Origin of the sequence: Micromonospora sp. WMMD1076 (assembly GCF_029581475.1) — a bacterium.
In the GTDB taxonomy this organism is placed as follows: Bacteria; Actinomycetota; Actinomycetes; order Mycobacteriales; family Micromonosporaceae; genus Micromonospora; species Micromonospora aurantiaca.
Map to the genome: position 1 here is coordinate 2,479,931 of NZ_CP120862.1, position 19,123 is coordinate 2,499,053.

At 71.8% G+C, this 19,123-nt stretch carries 16 protein-coding genes; 8 read left to right on the forward strand and 8 right to left on the reverse strand.

Features of this window, described 5'->3' with window-relative positions:
* Positions 1 to 639: 639 nt before the first annotated feature.
* Entirely contained in the window at positions 640 to 2,406 is a 1,767-nt protein-coding gene (rny, locus tag O7622_RS12090) for a ribonuclease Y (RefSeq protein WP_282313438.1), read from the forward strand.
* 63 nt (positions 2,407 to 2,469) lie between these two features.
* On the opposite strand, the gene O7622_RS12095 is transcribed toward rny, so the two are convergent.
* The 4 genes from O7622_RS12095 to O7622_RS12110 all read right to left on the reverse strand — a co-directional run bounded on the left by O7622_RS12095 (position 2,470) and on the right by O7622_RS12110 (position 5,820).
* Entirely contained in the window at positions 2,470 to 3,345 is an 876-nt protein-coding gene (locus tag O7622_RS12095) for an amino acid ABC transporter permease (RefSeq protein ID WP_282313439.1), read from the reverse strand.
* On the reverse strand, positions 3,342 to 3,998 hold the full coding sequence (locus O7622_RS12100) for an amino acid ABC transporter permease (RefSeq protein WP_282313440.1): 657 nt from the start codon (positions 3,996 to 3,998) through the stop codon (positions 3,342 to 3,344). Before O7622_RS12100 ends, O7622_RS12095 begins: the two co-directional genes overlap by 4 nt.
* 78 nt (positions 3,999 to 4,076) lie before the next feature.
* On the reverse strand, positions 4,077 to 5,012 hold the full coding sequence (locus O7622_RS12105) for a glutamate ABC transporter substrate-binding protein (protein WP_282313441.1): 936 nt from the start codon (positions 5,010 to 5,012) through the stop codon (positions 4,077 to 4,079).
* Positions 5,013 to 5,064: 52 nt separating this feature from the next.
* The gene (locus O7622_RS12110) at positions 5,065 to 5,820 is read right to left on the reverse strand and encodes an amino acid ABC transporter ATP-binding protein (RefSeq protein ID WP_030269781.1); all 756 of its coding nucleotides are present in this window, start codon (positions 5,818 to 5,820) and stop codon (positions 5,065 to 5,067) included.
* A 199-nt stretch (positions 5,821 to 6,019) separates the two neighbouring features.
* Between O7622_RS12110 and selD the strand changes: the two genes are divergently transcribed.
* Both selD and O7622_RS12120 read left to right on the forward strand, forming a co-directional pair.
* Positions 6,020 to 7,009, forward strand: coding sequence for a selenide, water dikinase SelD (gene selD, locus O7622_RS12115; RefSeq protein ID WP_282313442.1), 990 nt, complete (start codon positions 6,020 to 6,022; stop codon positions 7,007 to 7,009).
* A 214-nt stretch (positions 7,010 to 7,223) separates the two neighbouring features.
* Positions 7,224 to 7,703 (forward strand): hypothetical protein, encoded by a 480-nt coding sequence (locus O7622_RS12120; protein ID WP_282313443.1) that lies wholly within the window; start codon positions 7,224 to 7,226, stop codon positions 7,701 to 7,703.
* Positions 7,704 to 7,781: 78 nt separating this feature from the next.
* Here the strand turns inward: O7622_RS12120 and O7622_RS12125 are convergent, their stop codons facing one another.
* Positions 7,782 to 8,009 (reverse strand): DUF2277 family protein, encoded by a 228-nt coding sequence (locus O7622_RS12125; protein WP_282313444.1) that lies wholly within the window; start codon positions 8,007 to 8,009, stop codon positions 7,782 to 7,784.
* A 52-nt stretch (positions 8,010 to 8,061) separates the two neighbouring features.
* On the opposite strand from O7622_RS12125, the gene miaB reads away from it, so the two are divergent.
* Positions 8,062 to 9,594 (forward strand): tRNA (N6-isopentenyl adenosine(37)-C2)-methylthiotransferase MiaB, encoded by a 1,533-nt coding sequence (gene miaB, locus O7622_RS12130; protein WP_282313445.1) that lies wholly within the window; start codon positions 8,062 to 8,064, stop codon positions 9,592 to 9,594.
* A gap of 90 nt (positions 9,595 to 9,684) precedes the next feature.
* Here miaB and O7622_RS12135 read toward each other — a convergent pair whose 3' ends face one another.
* Both O7622_RS12135 and O7622_RS12140 read right to left on the reverse strand, forming a co-directional pair.
* A complete protein-coding gene (locus O7622_RS12135; RefSeq protein WP_282313446.1) occupies positions 9,685 to 11,304 on the reverse strand; it encodes a cellulase family glycosylhydrolase in 1,620 nt (539 codons plus the stop codon).
* Between the two features lie 331 nt (positions 11,305 to 11,635).
* Positions 11,636 to 12,844: a DUF349 domain-containing protein gene (locus tag O7622_RS12140; protein WP_128138216.1), complete on the reverse strand. Its 1,209-nt coding sequence runs from the start codon at positions 12,842 to 12,844 to the stop codon at positions 11,636 to 11,638.
* A 204-nt stretch (positions 12,845 to 13,048) separates the two neighbouring features.
* On the opposite strand from O7622_RS12140, the gene O7622_RS12145 reads away from it, so the two are divergent.
* From O7622_RS12145 to dapF, 3 genes are read left to right on the forward strand one after another with little or no spacing between them, the layout of a single operon-like run.
* Positions 13,049 to 13,768, forward strand: coding sequence for a hypothetical protein (locus O7622_RS12145; RefSeq protein WP_282313447.1), 720 nt, complete (start codon positions 13,049 to 13,051; stop codon positions 13,766 to 13,768).
* Positions 13,765 to 14,670: a tRNA (adenosine(37)-N6)-dimethylallyltransferase MiaA gene (miaA, locus tag O7622_RS12150; protein WP_282313448.1), complete on the forward strand. Its 906-nt coding sequence runs from the start codon at positions 13,765 to 13,767 to the stop codon at positions 14,668 to 14,670. Before O7622_RS12145 ends, miaA begins: the two co-directional genes overlap by 4 nt.
* A 7-nt stretch (positions 14,671 to 14,677) precedes the next feature.
* Entirely contained in the window at positions 14,678 to 15,523 is an 846-nt protein-coding gene (gene dapF / locus O7622_RS12155) for a diaminopimelate epimerase (RefSeq protein WP_282313449.1), read from the forward strand.
* A gap of 438 nt (positions 15,524 to 15,961) precedes the next feature.
* Here the strand turns inward: dapF and O7622_RS12160 are convergent, their stop codons facing one another.
* Entirely contained in the window at positions 15,962 to 17,434 is a 1,473-nt protein-coding gene (locus tag O7622_RS12160) for an NAD-dependent malic enzyme (protein WP_282313450.1), read from the reverse strand.
* Between the two features lie 196 nt (positions 17,435 to 17,630).
* On the opposite strand from O7622_RS12160, the gene hflX reads away from it, so the two are divergent.
* Complete coding sequence (gene hflX / locus O7622_RS12165) at positions 17,631 to 19,094, forward strand: GTPase HflX (RefSeq protein WP_282313451.1); 1,464 nt, start codon at positions 17,631 to 17,633, stop codon at positions 19,092 to 19,094.
* Positions 19,095 to 19,123: the final 29 nt, after the last annotated feature.

Consider the following 19,123-nt stretch of genomic DNA (forward strand, 5'->3'; position numbering starts at 1 on the left):
GGTGCCGCGAGGGGCCTGAGCAGGCCGGGAGTGTCGGAAAGCGGCGCCGGAGGGTGAGGTTTGTCCGGGCCTGTCCGGCATCTGATCACCACTGAGTGACGCCGCAACTTCTCTCCGTCCGGGTGGTTTGATCATGACTCCTTGACCGAACGGCCCCTCGCGACCTAGCCTCGCCATACAGGCTCACTTTGCCCGACCAGCGCAGGCTAAGCGCACAACATAGATCTCGTAACAGAACAGCATCACTTTGGCCAGCTACACCGGCCCTTGACGGGCGTTCCGGAGCCACCGGAGCCTCCGACAACTGCAACCGGCCGCCAGCGGTGCCCCCTATGGGACACCGCCGACGGAAAGCTGCCCACAGCCAGCCGCTCCGGTCGGGCGTCCAGAGCCGCAGGCGCGTGTCCTTCGCGCGTGTCCTGCGGCGCCGACGTTTCAGGGGGAGGCGGCCATGGCAGGGCGGCACAGGTTCACCGGCGGTCTGCCACACGGCCCCGATCCCTCCCCGGCGGGCGACAGCCCCGCCACCGAGCCCCGACCGGCCCGCGACGCCGGCCGGGTCACCGGAGCAGGGCGGAACGGCGACGTCGCCGGAGTGCGGCGGGCGGGCGTGCCCGCGTACCGGTGCGGAGCGGCTCGATGAGCGCCTTCGACGTCGTCCTCCTCCTGGTCGTGCTGCTGCTGGTCGTGGTGGTGGTCGGCGCCGTGCTGTTCGGCGTGCGTACCCTCAAGCGGCTCAGCCTGGCGCCCGCGCCGGAGGACCCGGCCTTCATCGCGGAGAAGGACCGGCAGGAGCAGTCCCTCGCGGCGTTGCGGACGGCCGCCGACGAGGTGAACAGCACCATCGACGTGGCGAAGTCCGCCGCCGCGGCGGCGCGCGCCGAGGCGGCCGCCGCCAAGGCGGAGGCGAAGGCGGCCCGGGCCGAGGCTCGGCGGGTGCTCGACGACGCCCGCGCCGAGGCGGACACCGTGCTGGAGCGGGCGCACAAGCAGGCCGAGGCGGACGCCGAGCAGTTGCGCGCGACAGCGCGGCGCAGCGGTGAGCGGGAGGTGGCGGTGCTGGCCGCCACCACCCGGGAGCAGGCGGCCGAGGTGGAACGCCGGGCCGCCCGGATGGACGAGCGGGAGCGGCTGCACACCGAGGAGGTGGAGCGGCTGGCCGAGCGGGAGCGGCAGCTCACCGCCGCCACCGCGGCGCTCGCCGCCCGGGAGGCCGCCCTGACCGAGCGGGAGCGGACGCTGACCGAGGTGGAGGAGCAGCGTCGCCGGGAACTGGAGCGGGTGGCCGGTCTGACCGCCGACGCGGCCCGCGCCGAGCTGGTCGAGTCGATCGAGGGGCAGGCGAAGCGGGAGGCCGCGCTGCTGGTCCGGGAGATCGAGGCGGACGCGCGGGGCAGCGCCGAGCAGCGCGCCCGCAACATCGTGGTGGACGCCATCCAGCGGGTCGCCAGCGAGCAGACCGCGGAGAGCGTGGTCAGCGTGCTGCACCTGCCCGGCGACGAGATGAAGGGGCGCATCATCGGCCGGGAGGGGCGCAACATCCGCGCCTTCGAGTCGGTCACCGGCGTCAACCTGATCATCGACGACACGCCCGAGGCGGTGCTGCTGTCGTGCTTCGACCCGGTACGCCGGGAGGTCGGCCGGGTCACGCTGGAGAAGCTGGTGCTGGACGGCCGGATCCACCCGCACCGGATCGAGGAGGTCTACGACCTGGCCCGGCAGGAGGTCGAGGAGCTGTGCCTCCGGGCCGCCGAGGACGCGCTTGTCGAGGTCGGCATCACCGAGATCCACCCGGAGCTGGTCACGCTGCTGGGCCGGTTGCGCTACCGGACGTCGTACGGGCAGAACGTGCTCAAACACCTGGTGGAGACCGCGCACATCGCCGGGGTGATGGCCGCCGAGCTGCGGCTGGACGTACCGACGATCAAGCGGTGCGCGTTCCTGCACGACATCGGCAAGGCGCTCACCCACGAGGTGGAGGGCAGTCACGCGATCATCGGCGCGGACGTGGCCCGCAAGTACGGCGAGAGCGAGGACGTGGTGCACGCCATCGAGGCGCACCACAACGAGGTGCCGCCGCAGACCATCGAGGCGGTGCTGACCCAGGCGTCGGACGCCTGCTCGGGCGGGCGGCCGGGCGCGCGGCGGGAGAGCCTGGAGGCGTACGTCAAGCGGCTGGAGCGGATCGAGGAGATCGCGGCCGGCAAGCTGGGTGTGGAGAAGGTCTTCGCCATGCAGGCGGGCCGGGAGATCCGGGTGATGGTCAAGCCGGACGACGTGGACGACATCGGCGCGGCGGTGCTGGCCCGGGACGTGGCCAAGCAGATCGAGGAGGAGCTGACCTACCCGGGTCAGATCCGGGTGACGGTGGTGCGCGAGTCCCGGGTCACCGAGATCGCCCGCTGAGCGGCAGTACGGAGAACGGGCGGGTGGGGGAGAACCCCACCCGCCCGTTCCGTGTCCGTCGACTCAGAGAGGCGTGACGCCGGTACCGCCGTCGGTCTGCGTCGCCGGCAGCGGCTTGGCCGCGGTACGCGGCAGCCGGGTCAGCCGCTTCTGCAGCCACCAGGCCAGCACCGACAGCAGGCCGCAGATGCTGATGTAGATGGCCGCGACGATCAGGTACGTCGGCACGTACGGCAGGCCGAACGCCAGCCGGCCGCCGATCTGCTTGCCCACGAAGAGCAGCTCCGGGTACGTGATGATGAAGCCGAGCGCGGTGTCCTTGAGCAGGACGACGAGCTGGCTCACGATCGCCGGGAGCATCGACCGGAACGCCTGCGGCAGCAGGATCAGCCGCAGCACCTGGTTCTTGCGCATGCCGATCGCGTACGCGCCCTCGGACTGCCCGTACGGCACCGCGTTGATGCCGGCGCGGAAGATCTCCGCCAGCACCGAGCCGTTGTAGAGCGTCAACCCGATGACCAGCGCCCAGAACTTGTCGATCGGCCAGCCGTACTGGAGCGGCACGTAGTAGCCGAAGAAGATCAGGATCAGCAGCGGGATGGCCCGGAACAGCTCCACCACGAACGTGGCGGGAGCGCGGAACAACACCTTGTCGCTGAGCCGGGCGCTGGCGAAGAACGCGCCGAACAGCAGCGCCAGCACGGTGGCGACGGCGGCGACCTTCAGCGTGGCCCAGAGGCCGTTCAGCAGCTCCCGCTGCACGGCCGCGTACTGGAACTGCTCCCACTTGCGGGCCTCGAACTGGCCGGTGTCGTTGAACTTGTAGACCACGAACGCGATCAGCGCGGCGATCGCGGCGATCGCGACGATGCCGAGGATCCGGTTGCGCCTGCGGGCCTTCGGGCCGGGGATGTCGTAGAGGACGCTGCTGCTGCTCACCGGGCCACCGCCCACTTGCGCTCGAGGATCCGCTGGAGCACCACCAGCGGGAGGATCAGGATCAGGAAGCCGATCACGATCCAGGTGAGCACGACGAACTGCGGCTCACCCCGTTCCGACATGTACGACGGGATGGCGCCCGCTTCCAGCACGGAGAAACCGGCGGCGATCGTGGTGTTCTTCAGCATGGCGATGAGCACGCTCATCAGCGGCGGGACCATCGCCCGCAGCGCCTGCGGCAGCACGATCAGCGTCAGCACCTGGCCGAACGTCATGCCCAGCGCGCGGGCCGCCTCGGCCTGGCCCGTGGCGACCGTGTTCACGCCGGAGCGGACCACCTCGCAGATGAACGCCGAGGTGTACGCGATCAGCGCGATGCAGGCGCTGTTGAAGTAGTCGATGTTGACGTCCAGCTTCGGCACCGCGAAGACGAGGAACGCGAACACCAGCGTCAGGGGAGTGTTGCGGACCAGGTTGACGTAGGTGGCGCCGAACGCCCGCAGCGCGGGCACCGGGGACACCCGCATCGCGCCGAGCAGCATGCCGAGGACGAGACTGCCGACGCCGGCGATCAGGAACAGCTTGACGGTGTTGAAGAACCCCTCGCGGAACAGGCTCGCGTTGTCCGTCAGGACGCGGAAGAACTCGCCCATACCTCGCTCTCACTCTCTCCAGACGGGACCGGGCGGGGAGGAGGACCTCCCCGCCCGGTCCGACGTCGGTGCGGACCGTCAGTACCGCTCGAGCTGCGGCGGGGTGGCCGGCGAGCCGGACTTGCCGAGCGTGCCGTCGTAGATCTTCTTCCAGGTGCCGTCGGTGAACGCCGCCTCGATCTGGTCGTTCACGTAGTCACGCAGCGCCTTGTCGTCCTTGGGCAGGCCGATGCCGTACTTCTCGGTGCTGAACGGCTGGCCGACGACCTTGAGCTCGTCCGGGTTCTGCGCGGCGTAGCCCTTGAGGATGGCGTCGTCGGTGGTCACCGCGTCGACCTTCTTGTCGAGCAGCTGCGAGACGCACTCGGAGTAGGTCTTGAACTCGACGATGTTCTCGCCCTCGGTCAGGCCCTCGTCGCGGATCTTCTGGATCGGCGTGGAGCCGGTGACCGAGCAGACCTTCTTGCCCTTGAGCGTGTCCTTGCCGGTGATCGACGACTCGTCCTTGCGGACGAGCAGGTCCTGGCCGGCGACGAAGTACGGGCCGGCGAAGGAGACGTCGTTCTTGCGCTTGTCGGTGATCGAGTACGTGCCGACGTAGTAGTCGATCTCGCCGCCCTTGATCGCGGTCTCCCGGTTGGCGGACGCGATCTCCTTGTACTCGATCTTCGCCGGGTCGACGCCGAGCGTGCTGGCGACGTACTGGGCGACCTCGATGTCGAAGCCGCAGCGCTTGCCCTGGGCGTCCTTGTAGCCGAGGTTCGGCTGGTCGAACTTGACGCCGATGACGACCTTGCCGGCCGACTTGATCTTCTCGAAGGCCGGGCTGCCGGCGACGTTGGCGTCCGTCTTGGGGGTGAAGGTGACGCCCGAGCTGCTGCAGCTGTCGCCCTGAGCTCCACCGCTGGCGTTGCCGCCGCCGCTGGGAGTGGGGTTCCCCTCCTTGCCACAGGCGGCCGCGGACAGGGCGAGCGAGGCCATCATGGCCACCGCCGCCACGCGCTTGTAACGCATACTCAATCTCCTTCTTCGACGGAGCCGCCGGGGACGACTCCACTACGGACGCTCAGTGAGTGAGGATCTTGGAGAGGAAGTCCTTGGCCCGCTCGCTGCGCGGGTTCGCGAAGAACTCGGCCGGCGGCGCGTCCTCGACCAGCTTGCCGTCGGCCATGAAGATGACCCGGTTGGCCGCGTGCCGGGCGAAGCCCATCTCGTGGGTCACCACGACCATGGTCATGCCCTCGCTCGCCAGCGACGTCATCACGTCCAGCACCTCGCCGACCATCTCCGGGTCCAGCGCGCTGGTCGGCTCGTCGAACAGCATCGCCTTGGGCTGCATGGCCAGCGCGCGGGCGATCGCCGCCCGCTGCTGCTGGCCGCCGGAGAGCTGCGCCGGGTACTTGTCCGCCTGGTTGGCGATGCCGACGCGGTCCAGCAGGGCCAGGCCGCGCTCACGGGCCGCGGCCGGCTTCTCCTTGCGGACCTTGACCGGCCCCAGCGTGACGTTCTCCAGGATGGTCTTGTGCGCGAAGAGGTTGAACGACTGGAACACCATGCCGACCTCGCTGCGCAGCTTGGCCAGGGGCTTGCCCTCGGCCGGCAGCGCCTGCCCGTCGAACGTGATGGTGCCGTTGTCGATCGGCTCCAGCCGGTTGATGGTGCGGCAGAGCGTCGACTTGCCGGAGCCGGACGGGCCGATGACCACGACCACCTCGCCCCGGCCGACGGACAGGGACACGTCGTCGAGCACGTGCAGCGGCCCGAACCACTTGTTCACCCCGTCGAGCACGATCAGCGGGTCGCCCGTCGTCACGTCGTCCACCGTCCCTGTCGTCCATGGCGGAATTCGAGGGTCGGTCGACCCCCGGTTGGGCAACTGTAGGCGGCGTGATGTGGCAGAACGCAACTCAGATGGTCACGGAGCGGTAACACCGGTTACCGGCGTACCGGCCCGTCCGAATTTCGTCACCCACCGGGTGGGCCGGGTGGCGCCGTCGCCGCAGGCAGGAGATCATCAGGCGATGACCGACGCGATCCGGCTGACCGACTACGCCCGCGGTGGCGGCTGCGCCTGCAAGATCCCACCGGGCGAGCTGGAGGCGATGGTCGCGGGGCTCGGCGCCACCGGTGGATCGGCCGACCTGCTGGTCGGCCTGGAGAACGGCGACGACGCCGCGGTGGTCCGGCTGGACGAGCGTACGGGCCTGGTCAGCACCGCCGACTTCTTCACCCCGGTGGTCGACGACGCCTACGACTGGGGGCGCATCGCCGCCGCAAACGCGCTCTCCGACGTGTACGCGATGGGCGGCACCCCGCTCGTCGCGCTGAACCTGCTCTGCTGGCCGCGCGGCGTGCTGCCGCCGGAGATGGCCCGCGAGGTGCTGCGCGGCGGTCTGGACGTGGCCCGGGAGGCGAACTGTCACCTGGCCGGCGGGCACAGCGTGGACGACGACGGCCCGAAGTACGGCCTGGCGGTCACCGGCGTGGTCCGGCCGGAGGAGCTGATCACGCTCGACGCGGGGCGGGCCGGGCTGCCGCTGTCGCTGACCAAGCCGCTCGGCGTGGGCGTGCTCAACACCCGGCACAAGCAGACCGGACGGCGCTTCCCGGAGGCGGTCGAGTCGATGGCCCGGCTCAACCGGGACGCGGCCCGCGCGGCGGTGGCCGCGGGCATCCGCTGCGGCACCGACGTGACCGGCTTCGGCCTGCTCGGGCACGCCTCGAAGCTGGCCCGCGCGAGCCGCCTGACGGTGGCGATCGACGCGGCGGCGGTGCCGTACCTGACGGGTGCGCGGGAGGCGCTGCGCGACGGGTACGTCAGCGGCGGCACCCGGCGCAACCTGGAGTGGGTCACGCCGTGGACCGACTTCGGTGGCGCGGACGAGGGAGAGCGGCTGCTGCTCGCCGACGCGCAGACCTCGGGTGGCCTGCTGGTGGCCGGTGAGGTGCCGGGCGGCACGATGATCGGTGAGCTGCTGCCCGCCTCGGAGCACCTGATCCGGGTGCGCTGAGCCGCCGGATCCACGGCGCGGCCGGACCACCGCCGGAGCACCGTACCCGATAAACTGTCATCTTCCAGCTACTCTGGGCAACGTCGCCCGAGGGAATTTTGCCCGGAATGGTCACAGACCGGTAACTTGCGCCCGGCTGAGGTCAAATGCACCCCACCATCGTCATGAAGGCCCGATCCGGAGGCCGGTGGAACGAGCGCAGCGAGGAGGCGGCATGACCGAGCTGTGGAACTGGAGAATCGACGGCGGCGAGCCGGTGGAGGTCTACCCGGCACTGGCCGAGGCGCTCGGCCGGGTGGTGATGCCCATGGCCGTCGCCGACCCGATGCGGCTCCCCGCGTATGCGGTGGTCTGCGACGTGTGGGAGGCACCCGGGCTGTACGGCACCGTGGCCGACTGTTACGGCGTGCCCGAGAGCCTGACCGAGCTGCCCGCGATCGCGGCGCTGGCCCGGCTGCTGGGCCGCAACTGCCTGATGCGTGACGACACGCTCGACGCCGGCCGGCACCTGCTGGTCGCGCCGGACGGCACGATCCGGCCGGTGCACTTCGACGTGGCCGACACCGACGACGGCGAGGTGCTCAGCCACCACCGGCTCTGCACTGTCGCCGACGCGCGCTGCCGGGGCTGGTCGCAGTGCCACCGCTCCCGCTGGGCCCCCGACACGGTCGCCCCGGCGCTCGCCGCCGCCTGAGCGCGGGCGCCGGCGCGCGCCCGTGAGCGGTGCTCGCCGCCGTGCCCCCACCGGCGGCGAGCGGTGGCGGCCCCGGGCTCAGCTCCGGGCCGCCGGCTGCTGCCCCCGCACCACGAGCTGGTCGAGCAGCGTCGCGGTGGCGGCGGCCACGGCGTCCACGGCGGCGTCGAACGCGGCCGCGTTGTGCGCCGCCGGGGTACGGAATCCGGAGATCTTCCGGACGTACTGCAACGCGGCGGCGCGGACGTCCTCCTCGGTCACCACCGGGACGTACGGTTCACGCAGGGTCTTGATGCTCCGGCACACGGCTCCTCCTCGTTCGATCCGATCGGCTCCACCCGGATACGCTGTCCGGGTCATGACTACCGCAGCCGCGGGCAGCCCGCGCACCTACCAGGTGCGTACGTACGGCTGCCAGATGAACGTGCACGACTCCGAGCGCATCTCCGGCCTCCTCGAGGACGCCGGGTACGTGCGCGCCGCGGAGGCCGACGAGCAGCCCGACGTGGTGGTGTTCAACACCTGCGCGGTCCGGGAGAACGCCGACAACCGGCTCTACGGCAACCTGGGTCATCTGCGCCCCGTGAAGGCGAGGCACCCGGGGATGCAGATCGCCGTCGGCGGCTGCCTCGCCCAGAAGGACCGCGGCGACATCGTCCGCAAGGCGCCCTGGGTGGACGTCGTCTTCGGCACGCACAACATCGGCTCGCTGCCGGCGCTGCTGGACCGGGCGCGGCACAACGCCGCGGCCGAGGTCGAGATCCTGGAGTCGCTGGAGGTCTTCCCCTCCACGCTGCCGACCCGGCGCGAGTCGACGTACGCCGGGTGGGTCTCGATCTCCGTCGGCTGCAACAACACCTGCACGTTCTGCATCGTGCCCTCCCTGCGCGGCAAGGAGAAGGACCGCCGCCCCGGCGACATCCTCTCCGAGGTCCGCGCGCTGGCCGACTCCGGCGTGCTGGAGGTGACGCTGCTCGGGCAGAACGTCAACTCGTACGGCGTCGCGTTCGGCGAGCCCGGCGAGCCGAACCGGCGGCGCAGCGGCGACCGATCCGCCTTTGCCGAGCTGCTGCGCGCCTGCGGCGACATCGACGGGCTGGAGCGGGTGCGGTTCACCAGCCCGCATCCGAAGGACTTCACCGACGACGTGATCGCCGCGATGGCCGAGACGCCGAACGTCTGCCACTCGCTGCACATGCCGTTGCAGTCCGGCTCGGACGACGTGCTGCGGGCGATGCGCCGCTCGTACCGGTCGGAGCGCTACCTGGGGATCATCGAGAAGGTCCGGGCGGCGATGCCGGACGCGGCGATCACCACCGACATCATCGTCGGCTTCCCCGGCGAGACCGAGGCCGACTTCGTCCGCACGCTCGACGTGGTGCGGGAGGCGCGGTTCTCCTCGGCGTTCACGTTCCAGTACTCCAAGCGCCCCGGCACCCCGGCCGCCACGATGGACGGGCAGTTGCCCAAGCAGGTCGTGCAGGAGCGCTACGAGCGGCTGATCGCCTGCGTCGAGGAGATCACCTGGGCGGAGAACAAGAAGCTCGTCGGCGAGACAGTCGAGGTGCTGGTGGCGGTCGGCGAGGGCCGCAAGGACGAGCGCACCGGCCGGATGTCCGGCCGGGCCCGCGACGGCCGGCTCGTGCACTTCGCCACCGGTCAGCTGGCCGGGCGGATCCGCCCCGGCGACATCGTGCACACCACTGTCACGTACGCCGCCCCGCACCACCTCAACGCCGACGGTGCGCCCCTGGCGCACCGGCGCACCCGGGCCGGGGACGCGGCCGAGGCGGGACAGGTTCCGCGTACCCCCGGGGTGCTGCTCGGCCTGCCGACGATCGGCGCACCGGCGGCCCCACCCGCCCCGATAGGCGGCTGTGCCGCCCACTGACCCCGTGTAAGGAAGGGCCCCCTTTTAACACTCGGTGTTAATAGGGGGCCCTTCCTCTACCGGAGGCGTTAAGAAGGGGCCCTTCCTTCGTCAGCAGGCGGTGCCGTTGAGCTTCACGCCGCCGGGCGTCGCGGCGGTGCCGTTGGCGGTGAAGCCGACGGTGACCGACGCGCCCGGCGCCAGCGACGACGCCCACGCCGGCGCGGCCGCGGTCACAGTGGTACCGGACTGCGTGACTGTGGCGTTCCAGCCGCTCGCCAGCGTCACCCCGGACGGCCAGGTCCAGGTGGCCGACCAGGGGTTCACCGCGGCGGTACCGGTGTTCTTGACCGTCAGCTCACCCTGGAAGCCACCCGACCAGGAGTTGATCTGCTTGTAGGTGGCGGTGCAGCCACCTGTCACCGGAGGCGGCGGGGTGGTCGGCGGCGGCGAGGTGTTCGGCGTGCCGGTCGGGGACGGGCTGGTGGTGCCGCCGCCGGTGGGCGGGATCAGGTACGGCGTGAGGATGTCCTGCTTCGGCTGGTTGATGGTGGTCCAGTCGTCGTTGGCGATGCCGCCCGTGTCGCCGGAGTTCGGGTTCCACGACCAGTACGTGAACGACATGCCGTTCACGCCGGTGCCGGTGTACGCCATCAGGTTCTGTAGCCAGATCTTGTCCTTGGGGTCCTGGAGCGTGGTGCCGAACTCGCCCATCATGATCGGCGCGATGTTCTGCTTGTAGAGGTAGCCCCAGTACTTGTCCCAGATGGCCGGCATGTTCGCCGGGTACGACGGGTCGTCGAACCAGGCCTGGCGGTAGACCGAGGTGGCGTACTCGTGCGGCGAGTAGACCAGCCGGTTCGCCACGTTCAGCCGCACCGGGAACTGCCCGGCCTTGGACAGGTTGCCGCCCCACCAGCCGCAGTCCTCGTCGTTGCTGGGGTCGTTGTCCCAGACGTTCGACAGGCCGCCGCTGGGGCAGCTCACCCCCTCCACGAAGATCAGCCAGTTCGGCTGCACGCCGAGGATCGCGTTGCCGGCCCGCTCGGCGGCCAGCCGCCAGTCCCGGGCGGTGTCGCCGCAGCCCCAGCAGGCACCGGTCGCGGCCGGGTTGGTGCCCTCGGCGTGCGGCTCGTTGTGCAGGTCCGCGCCGATCACAGTGGTGTTGCCGGCGTACCGCTGGGCCAGCATCTTCCAGTCGTTGATCCAGGTCGCCTCGGAGACCGTCGAGGTGTACCAGAGCGGCGACTGCCCGGCCGACGTCGGCCGGTGCCGGTCCAGGACGACCCGCATCCCCTTGCTGCCTGCGTAGTCGATGACCTTGTCGAGGATCTGCAGCGGGGAGAGCCCGATCAGGTCCGGGTTGACGAAGTCGTTGATGCCGGTGGCTGTCGCGCCGGGCTTGAGCGCGTCGTTCGAGTACGGGATCCGCAGCGTGTTGTAGCCCAGCCGGGCCATCGTGTCGAGCTGCGAGCGCCACGGGTTGCTCGACCACAGGCCGTGGAACGTCTTGTTGTCGGTCTCCATCCCGAACCAGTTGATGCCGGTCAGCCGGACTGTCGCGCCCGTACTGTCGACGATCTTGTTGCCGCTGGTGTGCAGGTAACCGGTGCCGGTGCCACCGGCCGCCGCGGCGGCCGGTGCGGTGGAGACGGCGGCGGCGACGAGAACGCCTGCTGCTGCGGTGGCGAGCGCCGTCAGGGCGCCGCCGAGGGCGGTGCGTCGGTGCATGGAAGCTCCACTTCGGATGCCCGCGCCGCGCAGGCGCCGCGGGCGGCAGGACCAGGAGGCACGTCCCGCTCGTCATCGAGTACGCGCGCGGCGCGCGCCGGGCCGTGTCGTGTGGACGGCCACCCGCGAGATGTCGCACCGGCGATCGTCGACGGCGCAGATCAGCCGTCGATGCCCTCGTGCCGGTGCCTGAACCTGGCTCCGCCGCTCATTCTGATCAGCCTGCCTCGATGCGTCAACCCGGCCCGGACGCGGGTGAGTCCCCGGCCGACCCGGCCGGGGGCTCACTCGATGTGTCCGTCCGCCGGGCTGCCCGGCCGGGGTGCTCGCGTCAGCCGGCCTGCTCGGCGAGCTGGAGGAACTGCCGCTTCGAGGCGAGCGCCTGCTCGGCCTCCTTGATCCGGCGGGCGTCACCGGCGGCCTGGGCGCGGGCCAGCCGGTCCTCGGCCTCGGCGACCTGGGCGCGCATCTGCGCCAGCAGCGGGTTGTCCTCCTTGGAGGTGCGCCGCCACGCCGAGTCCATCACCTCGCGGACCTTGTCGTCCACGGCCCGCAGCCGGCGCTCCAGCCCGGCGGCGGCCTCGCGCGGCACCCGGCCGGCCTCGTGCCACTGCGCCTGGATCTCCCGCAGCTTCGCCTGGGCGCCCTTCGGGTCGCCGTCGACGTCCAACGCCTCGGCCTCGGCCAGCAGCGCCTGCTTGCGCTCCAGGTTGGCGCGCTGCTCGTTGTCGCGGGCGGAGAAGACCTCGCTACGGCGGGTGAAGAACTCGTCCTGCGCGGCGCGGAACCGTTCCCAGAGCTTCTGCTCGGCCTCCTTGGCGGCGCGCGGCGCGGCCTTCCACTGGGCCATCAGGTCCTTGAGCTGACCGGCTGTGACGCCCCAGTCGGTGGAGTCCTTGAGCTTCTCCGCCTCGGCGACCAGTTCCTCCTTGACCGTCTGCGCCTGCTTGCGCTGCTGGTCGAGGGACGCGAAGTGGGCGCCCCGGCGGCGGGTGAAGCCGTCCCGCGCGGCGGCGAACCGCTTCCACAGCTCACCGTCGGTCTTCTTGTCGACGCCGCGGATGGTCTTCCACTCGTCGAGGATCTCCTTGAGCCGGTCACCGGCTGTCTTCCAGCCGGTCGACTCGGCGGCCAGCTTCTCGGCCTCCTCGACCAGTGCGGTCTTGCGTGCCAGCGCCTCGCCCCGGGCGGCTTCGCGGGCCGCCTTCGCCTCGCCGGCCTTCTCCTCGGCGACGGTGGCCAGCTTGTCCAGGCGGGCGGCAAGGGCGTCGATGTCACCGACGACGTGCGCCTCGGCAAGCGACCCACGGATCCGGCGGATCGTGGTCAGGGAGTGGCCGGCGTCAGCCGCGCCCGAGTTGAGCCGGGCCTCGGTCAGGTCGACCTCGGTCACCAGGTCGGCGTAGCGCCGGGCGAAGTGGGCGAGCCCTTCCTCCGGTGCCCCTGCCTGCCAGGATCCGACCACCCGCTCGCCCTCGGCGGTCTTGACGTAGACGGTGCCGTCCTCGTCGACCCGTCCGAAGGCAGTCCAGTCGCTCATGTGCCCATCCTCGTTCTCCCGGCGTCGAGGGGACAGCCCCCTCGTTCGCCGCCACGGCGCAGCAAACTTTCTCCCGGCATTGTCACAGGTCCGCCCCCGTCCGTGTCGAGCGCCTGTCGCCGACCGTGACCATACGGTGTTGTACGCCCTCGATGACCGGATCGGCGCGGGGACGCACCGGGCGATCCCGATAGGTTTGGGGGTGTGCCCCTGGTCGCCGCCGCCGTCTGCCCCCACCCGCCGTTGATCGTGCCCGAGCTGGCCGGCGCCGCCGCGCCCGAGCTGGACGACCTGCGCGCCACCGCCGACGCCGCTGTGGCCCGGCTGCTCGCCGCCGAACCCGAGGCGATCCTGCTGGTCGGCGGCGGACCGGAGACCGTCCGGTTCAACGCGGCCGACTCGGGCTCCCTGCGCGGCTTCGGGCTCGACCGGCCGGTGCGGCTGTGGAAGATCTCCTGCTCCGGTGGCGAGGTTCTGCCGCTGAGCCTGACCCTCGGCGCCTGGCTGCTGAACCGCTCCGGCACCGAGCTGCCCCGGCTGGCCCGCTCGGTGGCGCACGACGCCACACCGGCCGAGTGCGCGGCGCTCGGCGCGAGCCTGATCACCGACGACGATCCGCGGGTCGCGCTGCTCGTGCTCGGCGACGGGTCCGCCTGCCGGGGCGTCAAGGCGCCGGGGTACGACGACCCGCGCGCCGAGGCGTACGACGAGGGGGTCGCCCTGGCCCTGGCCGGCGCGGACGCCGACGCCCTGCTCGGCCTGGACCCGGTGCTGTCGGCGGAACTGCGGGTCGCCGGGCGGGCGCCGTGGCAGGTGCTGGCCGGCGCGGTCCGGGCGGCGGGCGGTGACTGGCGCGGCGAGCTGAGCTATCACCGTGCCCCCTACGGCGTTGCCTACCTCGTGGCGAACTGGGAGCGGGCATGACAGTCGTGGCGGTGGTCGGGCCGACAGCGGCCGGGAAGTCGGCGCTGAGCATCGCGCTGGCGCACGCGCTCGGCGGCGAGGTGGTGAACGCCGACTCGATGCAGCTCTACCGGGGCATGGACATCGGCACCGCGAAGCTGACGCCGGCCGAGCGCGAGGGCGTGCCGCACCACCTGCTCGACATCTGGCCGGTGACCGCGCCGGCCAGCGTCGCCGAATACCAGGCGCTGGCCCGCGCGGCGGTCGACGACATCCTGGCCCGGGGGCGGGTGCCGCTGCTGGTGGGCGGCTCCGGGCTGTACGTGCGGGCGGTGCTGGAACGGTTCGAGTTCCCCGGCACCGACCCGGCGCTGCGGGAGCGGCTGGAGGCGGAACTCGCGGCGGTGGGCCCCCTGCCGCTGCACGCGCGGCTGACCGAGGCCGACCCGGGCGCGGCGGCGAGCATCCTGCCCACCAACGGGCGGCGGATCGTCCGGGCGCTGGAGGTGATCGAGCTGACCGGCGCGCCGTTCACCGCGTCGCTGCCGTCGCCGACGCCGTACTACCCGTCGGTGCAGCTCGGCGTCGACCTGGACACCGCGCGCCTGGACGAGCGGATCGCGCTGCGGGTGGACCGGATGTGGGCCGGCGGCCTGGTCGACGAGGTGCGGGCGCTGGTCGCCGAGGGGCTGCCCGAGGGGCGGACGGCGAGCCGGGCGCTCGGCTACCAGCAGGTGCTGCGGTTCCTGGCCGGGGAGCTGACCGAGGCCGGGGCGCACGAGGAGACGATCCGCGCCACCCGCCGGTTCGTCAGGCGGCAGCGCTCCTGGTTCCGGCGTGACCCGCGAATCCACTGGCTGGACTCGGCCTCGCCCGCGTTCCTCGACACTGCCCTGCGGGCGGTCGCCGAGCATCGGCGATGATGGGGGAGTGGAGTTCACCAAGGGTCACGGCACCGGCAACGACTTCGTCATCCTGCCCGACCCGGACGGCACCCTCGACCTGACACCCGGTCTGGTCGCCGCGCTCTGCGACAGGCGGCGCGGGCTCGGCGGCGACGGCGTGCTGCGCGTCGTACGCGCCGCCGAGCACCCGGAGGGCGTCGCGCTCGCCGGTGAGGCCGAGTGGTTCATGGACTACTGGAACTCCGACGGCTCGTTCGCCGAGATGTGCGGTAACGGGGCCCGCGTGTTCGTCCGCTATCTGCTGGACCGTTCGCTCGCAGCCCCGTCGGGCGGGACGCTGCCGATCGCGACCCGCGCCGGCCTGGTCCGGGCCCGGGTCGAGGGCGCGGACGTGGCGGTCGAGATGCGCCGCCCCCGGCTGTACGACACGGCGACAGCCACGCTCGGCGGGCTGACGCTGCCCGGCACCGCGGTGGACGTCGGCAACCCGCACCTGGTGTGCCCGCTGCCCGCCGCGCTGGGGCTGACGGCGCTCGACCTGACCCGGGCCCCGGAGGTCGACGCCTCGACGTTCCCGGCCGGGGTGAACGTCGAGTTCACCACGCCGGGCGAGCCGGTCGACGGCACCGACGGGCACGTGCTGATGCGGGTGTACGAGCGCGGCTCGGCCGAGACGCTGTCCTGCGGCACCGGCGCGTGCGCGGTGGCGGCGGTGGCGCTGCGCGACGCCGGCCTGGACACCGGCACGGTGGCTGTGGACGTGCCCGGCGGACGCCTCACGGTCACAGTGACAGCCGAATCCTGCTGGCTGTCCGGCCCCGCCGTCCTGGTGGCGACAGGCACCCTCACGCCCACAGCCCCGCACCCGTAGCCCTGCCCTGCCCTGCCCCGTCCCGTCCCGCTCCGCCCGGTGCCGCCCGCTCTCCCGCCCCGGTGATCAAGGAGTTTGTGGCGGATTCCGGGGCTCCGGATGACACGAACTCCTTGGTCGACATGGTGACGAGTGGTGCCCGCAGCACGGCAGGCCCGCCTCGGCCGTTCCATCCCGCCCCGGACCGTCATGATCAACGCCAGCTCGCCGAAGTGGTGGTGTCGCCGAGCCGCTGATGCCGCCACTTCGGCGAACTGGTGTTGATCAAGGGTGGTGATGCCGCCACTTCGGGGAAGTGGAGTCGGTCAAGCCGTGGTGGGCGGCTTCTGTCCGACTTGCCGGCCCTCGGAGGGTTGCCGCTGGCGATCTTGGAAGATTCGGGCCCCGATGAGGGTCGTTTCCTTCCAAGATCTCGCAGTGGACAGGGCGGGGGCGGCGTCAGGGGGTGGCGCTGGCGGTGGCGGCGATCTCGGGGAGGTCGGCCGGGCCCGGGTCGGCCGCCGGGGCCGGCGTCGCGGCCGGGTTCTGGGCGGCGGCCCGTACCGCGGCGGCCACCGCCGGAGCGACCCGGGAGTCGAAGACGCTCGGCACGATCACCGTCGGGTTGATCTTGTCCTCGCCGACCACGTCCGCGATGGCCCGCGCGGCGGCGAGCGCCATCTCCTCGGTGAACTCCTCGGCGTGCGCGTCCAGCATGCCGCGGAACACGCCGGGGAAGGCGAGCACGTTGTTGATCTGGTTCGGCTGGTCCGAGCGGCCGGTGGCGACCACCGCGGCGTACTTGCGCGCCTCCCGCGGGTCCACCTCCGGGTCGGGGTTGGCGAGCGCGAAGACGATCGAGTCCTTCGCCATCGCGGCGACGTCCTCGCCGGTGAGCAGGTTCGGCGCGCTCACGCCGATGAACACGTCCGCGCCCCGTACCGCCCCGGCCAGGTCACCGGAGTAGTTCTCCTTGTTGGTGTTCTCGGCCAGCCACTGCCAGGCCGGGTTGAGGTCCGGCAGTCCGCGGTGCAGGGCGCCCTGGCGGTCGTACGCGATGATGTCGCCCACGCCCTGACGCAGCAGCAGCTTCATGATCGCGGTGCCGGCCGCGCCGGCGCCGGAGACCACGACCCGGACGTCCGCGAGCTGCTTGCCCACGACGCGCAACGCGTTCGTCAGCGCGGCCAGCACGCAGATCGCGGTGCCGTGCTGGTCGTCGTGGAAGACCGGGATGTCCAGCGCCTCGCGCAGCCGCGCCTCGATCTCGAAGCAGCGCGGCGCGGCGATGTCCTCCAGGTTGATGCCCCCGTACGCGGGCGCGATCGCCTTGACGATCGCCACGATCTCGTCGGTGTCCTGGGTGTCCAGCACCACCGGCCAGGCGTCCACCCCGCCGAAGCGCTTGAACAGCGCCGCCTTGCCCTCCATCACCGGCAGCGACGCGGCCGGCCCGAGGTTGCCCAGGCCGAGCACCGCGGTGCCGTCGCTGACCACGGCGACGGTGTTGCGCTTGATGGTGAGCCGGCGGGCGTCGGCCGGGTTCTCCGCGATCGCCATGCAGACCCGGGCCACACCCGGGGTGTACGCGCGGGACAGCTCGTCGCGGGTGCGCAGCGCGACCTTCGGGGTGACCTCGATCTTGCCGCCGAGGTGCAGCAGGAAGGTGCGGTCGGAGACCTTGCGGACGTCCACCCCGTCGAGCGCGGTGAGCGCGTCGACGACCTGGTCGGCGTGGCCGGCGTCGGCGGTGTCGCAGGTGAGGTCGACGATCACGTGCGAGGGGTCGGAGTCGACCACGTCCAGCGCGGTGACGATGGCCCCGGCCTCACCGGCGGCGGTGGTGAGCCGGCCGATGGAGGAGGCGTCGGCGGGTACCGCGATCCGGATGGTGATGGAGAATCCGGCACTCGGCAGTCGTGTGTTGGCCACGAGAAACTCCTCCGTCGGCGCTGAGCGGCTCGACTGGCATTTGTACTCGCCCGCCCAGGTCGCCCGGCATCCGCCCCCGCTACCCGTCGGTAGCGTCACGGGCATAACACAGGTGCGTCCGGCGTTGTCACATGTCAGGATTGCTGTCACGCGCCGAAAATTCTCGGCGTTGCCTAAAACGGACAGGAGGCGCAGTTTGCGCGAGCAGGAGACCTTCCATCCCTACGAGGACGACGAGCTCGACACCACCACCGGTGGATACGAGCTGTCGGAGCGGCAGGCGCTGCGGCGGGTCCCCGGCCTCTCCACCGAACTCACAGACGTCACCGAGGTCGAATACCGCCAGCTCCGGCTGGAGCGGGTCGTCCTCGTGGGGGTCTGGACCGAGGGCACCCAGTCCGACGCCGACAACAGCCTCACCGAGCTGGCGGCGCTGGCCGAGACGGCCGGCTCGCAGGTGCTCGAAGGGCTGATCCAGCGCCGCCACCGGCCCGACCCGGCCACGTACATCGGCCGCGGCAAGGTCGACGACCTGGGCGCGGTGGTGCTCGCCACCGGCGCCGACACGATCATCTGCGACGGTGAGCTGTCGCCGTCGCAGCTGCGCAACCTGGAGCAGCGCACCAAGGTCAAGGTGGTCGACCGCACCGCCCTGATCCTCGACATCTTCGCCCAGCACGCCAAGAGCAAGGAGGGCAAGGCGCAGGTCGAGCTGGCCCAGCTCGAATACCTGCTGCCGCGCCTGCGCGGCTGGGGCGAGACGCTGTCCCGGCAGACCGGTGGCAGCGGCCGCGGCGGTGGCGCCGGCGGCGGCGTGGGCCTGCGCGGTCCCGGTGAGACCAAGCTGGAGACCGACCGGCGGCGCATCCGCCACCGCATCGCGCGGCTGCGCCGCGAGATCAAGAGCATGGCGACGGTACGCCAGACCAAGCGCGCCCGGCGTACCCGTAACGCGGTCCCCGCGGTGGCCATCGCCGGCTACACGAACGCCGGCAAGTCCAGCCTGCTCAACCGCCTCACCGGGGCGGGTGTGCTGGTGGAGAACGCGCTGTTCGCCACGCTGGACCCGACCACCCGCCGGGCCACCACGTCCGACGGGCGGCTCTACACGCTGTCCGACACTGTCGGGTTCGTCCGGCACCTGCCGCACCAGATCGTCGAGGCGTTCCGCTCGACGCTGGAGGAGGTCGCCGACGCCGACCTGGTCGTGCACGTGGTCGACGGCACCCACCCGGACCCGGAGGAGCAGGTCCGGGCGGTACGCGAGGTGCTCGCCGAGGTGGGCGCCGACCGGCTGCCGGAACTCCTGGTGGTGAACAAGACCGACGCCACCGACGAGGAGACGATGCTGCGGCTCAAGCGGCTCTGGCCGGACGCGGTCTTCGTCTCCGCCCACAGCGGGCGCGGGATCGACGAGATGCGCGAGGCCGTCGAGCGGCGGCTGCCCCGGCCGGCCGTCGAGGTACGCGCGGTGCTCCCGTACGACCGGGGTGACCTGGTCGCCCGGGTGCACCGGCAGGGTGAGGTGCTCAGCACCGCGCACCTGCCCGAGGGCACGCTGGTGCACGTGCGGGTCAGCGAGGGTCTGGCCGCGGAGCTCGCGCCGTACCGGGCGGGTGACCGGCTGACCAGCGACGAGCGGGTGGGCGCCGGGCGGTGAGCCGTCCGGCGTCACCCGCCGGAAACCCG

Excerpts from the sequence above, each read along its gene's own strand:
- selD (WP_282313442.1), top strand. The coding sequence starts at position 6,020 with ATGACCGACGCGATCCGGCTGACCGACTACGCCCGCGGTGGCGGCTGC.
- O7622_RS12140 (WP_128138216.1), bottom strand. The coding sequence starts at position 12,844 with ATGAGCGACTGGACTGCCTTCGGACGGGTCGACGAGGACGGCACCGTC.
- O7622_RS12105 (WP_282313441.1), bottom strand. The coding sequence starts at position 5,012 with ATGCGTTACAAGCGCGTGGCGGCGGTGGCCATGATGGCCTCGCTCGCC.
- rny (WP_282313438.1), top strand. The coding sequence starts at position 640 with ATGAGCGCCTTCGACGTCGTCCTCCTCCTGGTCGTGCTGCTGCTGGTC.
- O7622_RS12100 (WP_282313440.1), bottom strand. The coding sequence starts at position 3,998 with ATGGGCGAGTTCTTCCGCGTCCTGACGGACAACGCGAGCCTGTTCCGC.
- O7622_RS12120 (WP_282313443.1), top strand. The coding sequence starts at position 7,224 with ATGACCGAGCTGTGGAACTGGAGAATCGACGGCGGCGAGCCGGTGGAG.
- miaB (WP_282313445.1), top strand. The coding sequence starts at position 8,062 with ATGACTACCGCAGCCGCGGGCAGCCCGCGCACCTACCAGGTGCGTACG.
- O7622_RS12135 (WP_282313446.1), bottom strand. The coding sequence starts at position 11,304 with ATGCACCGACGCACCGCCCTCGGCGGCGCCCTGACGGCGCTCGCCACC.
- miaA (WP_282313448.1), top strand. The coding sequence starts at position 13,765 with ATGACAGTCGTGGCGGTGGTCGGGCCGACAGCGGCCGGGAAGTCGGCG.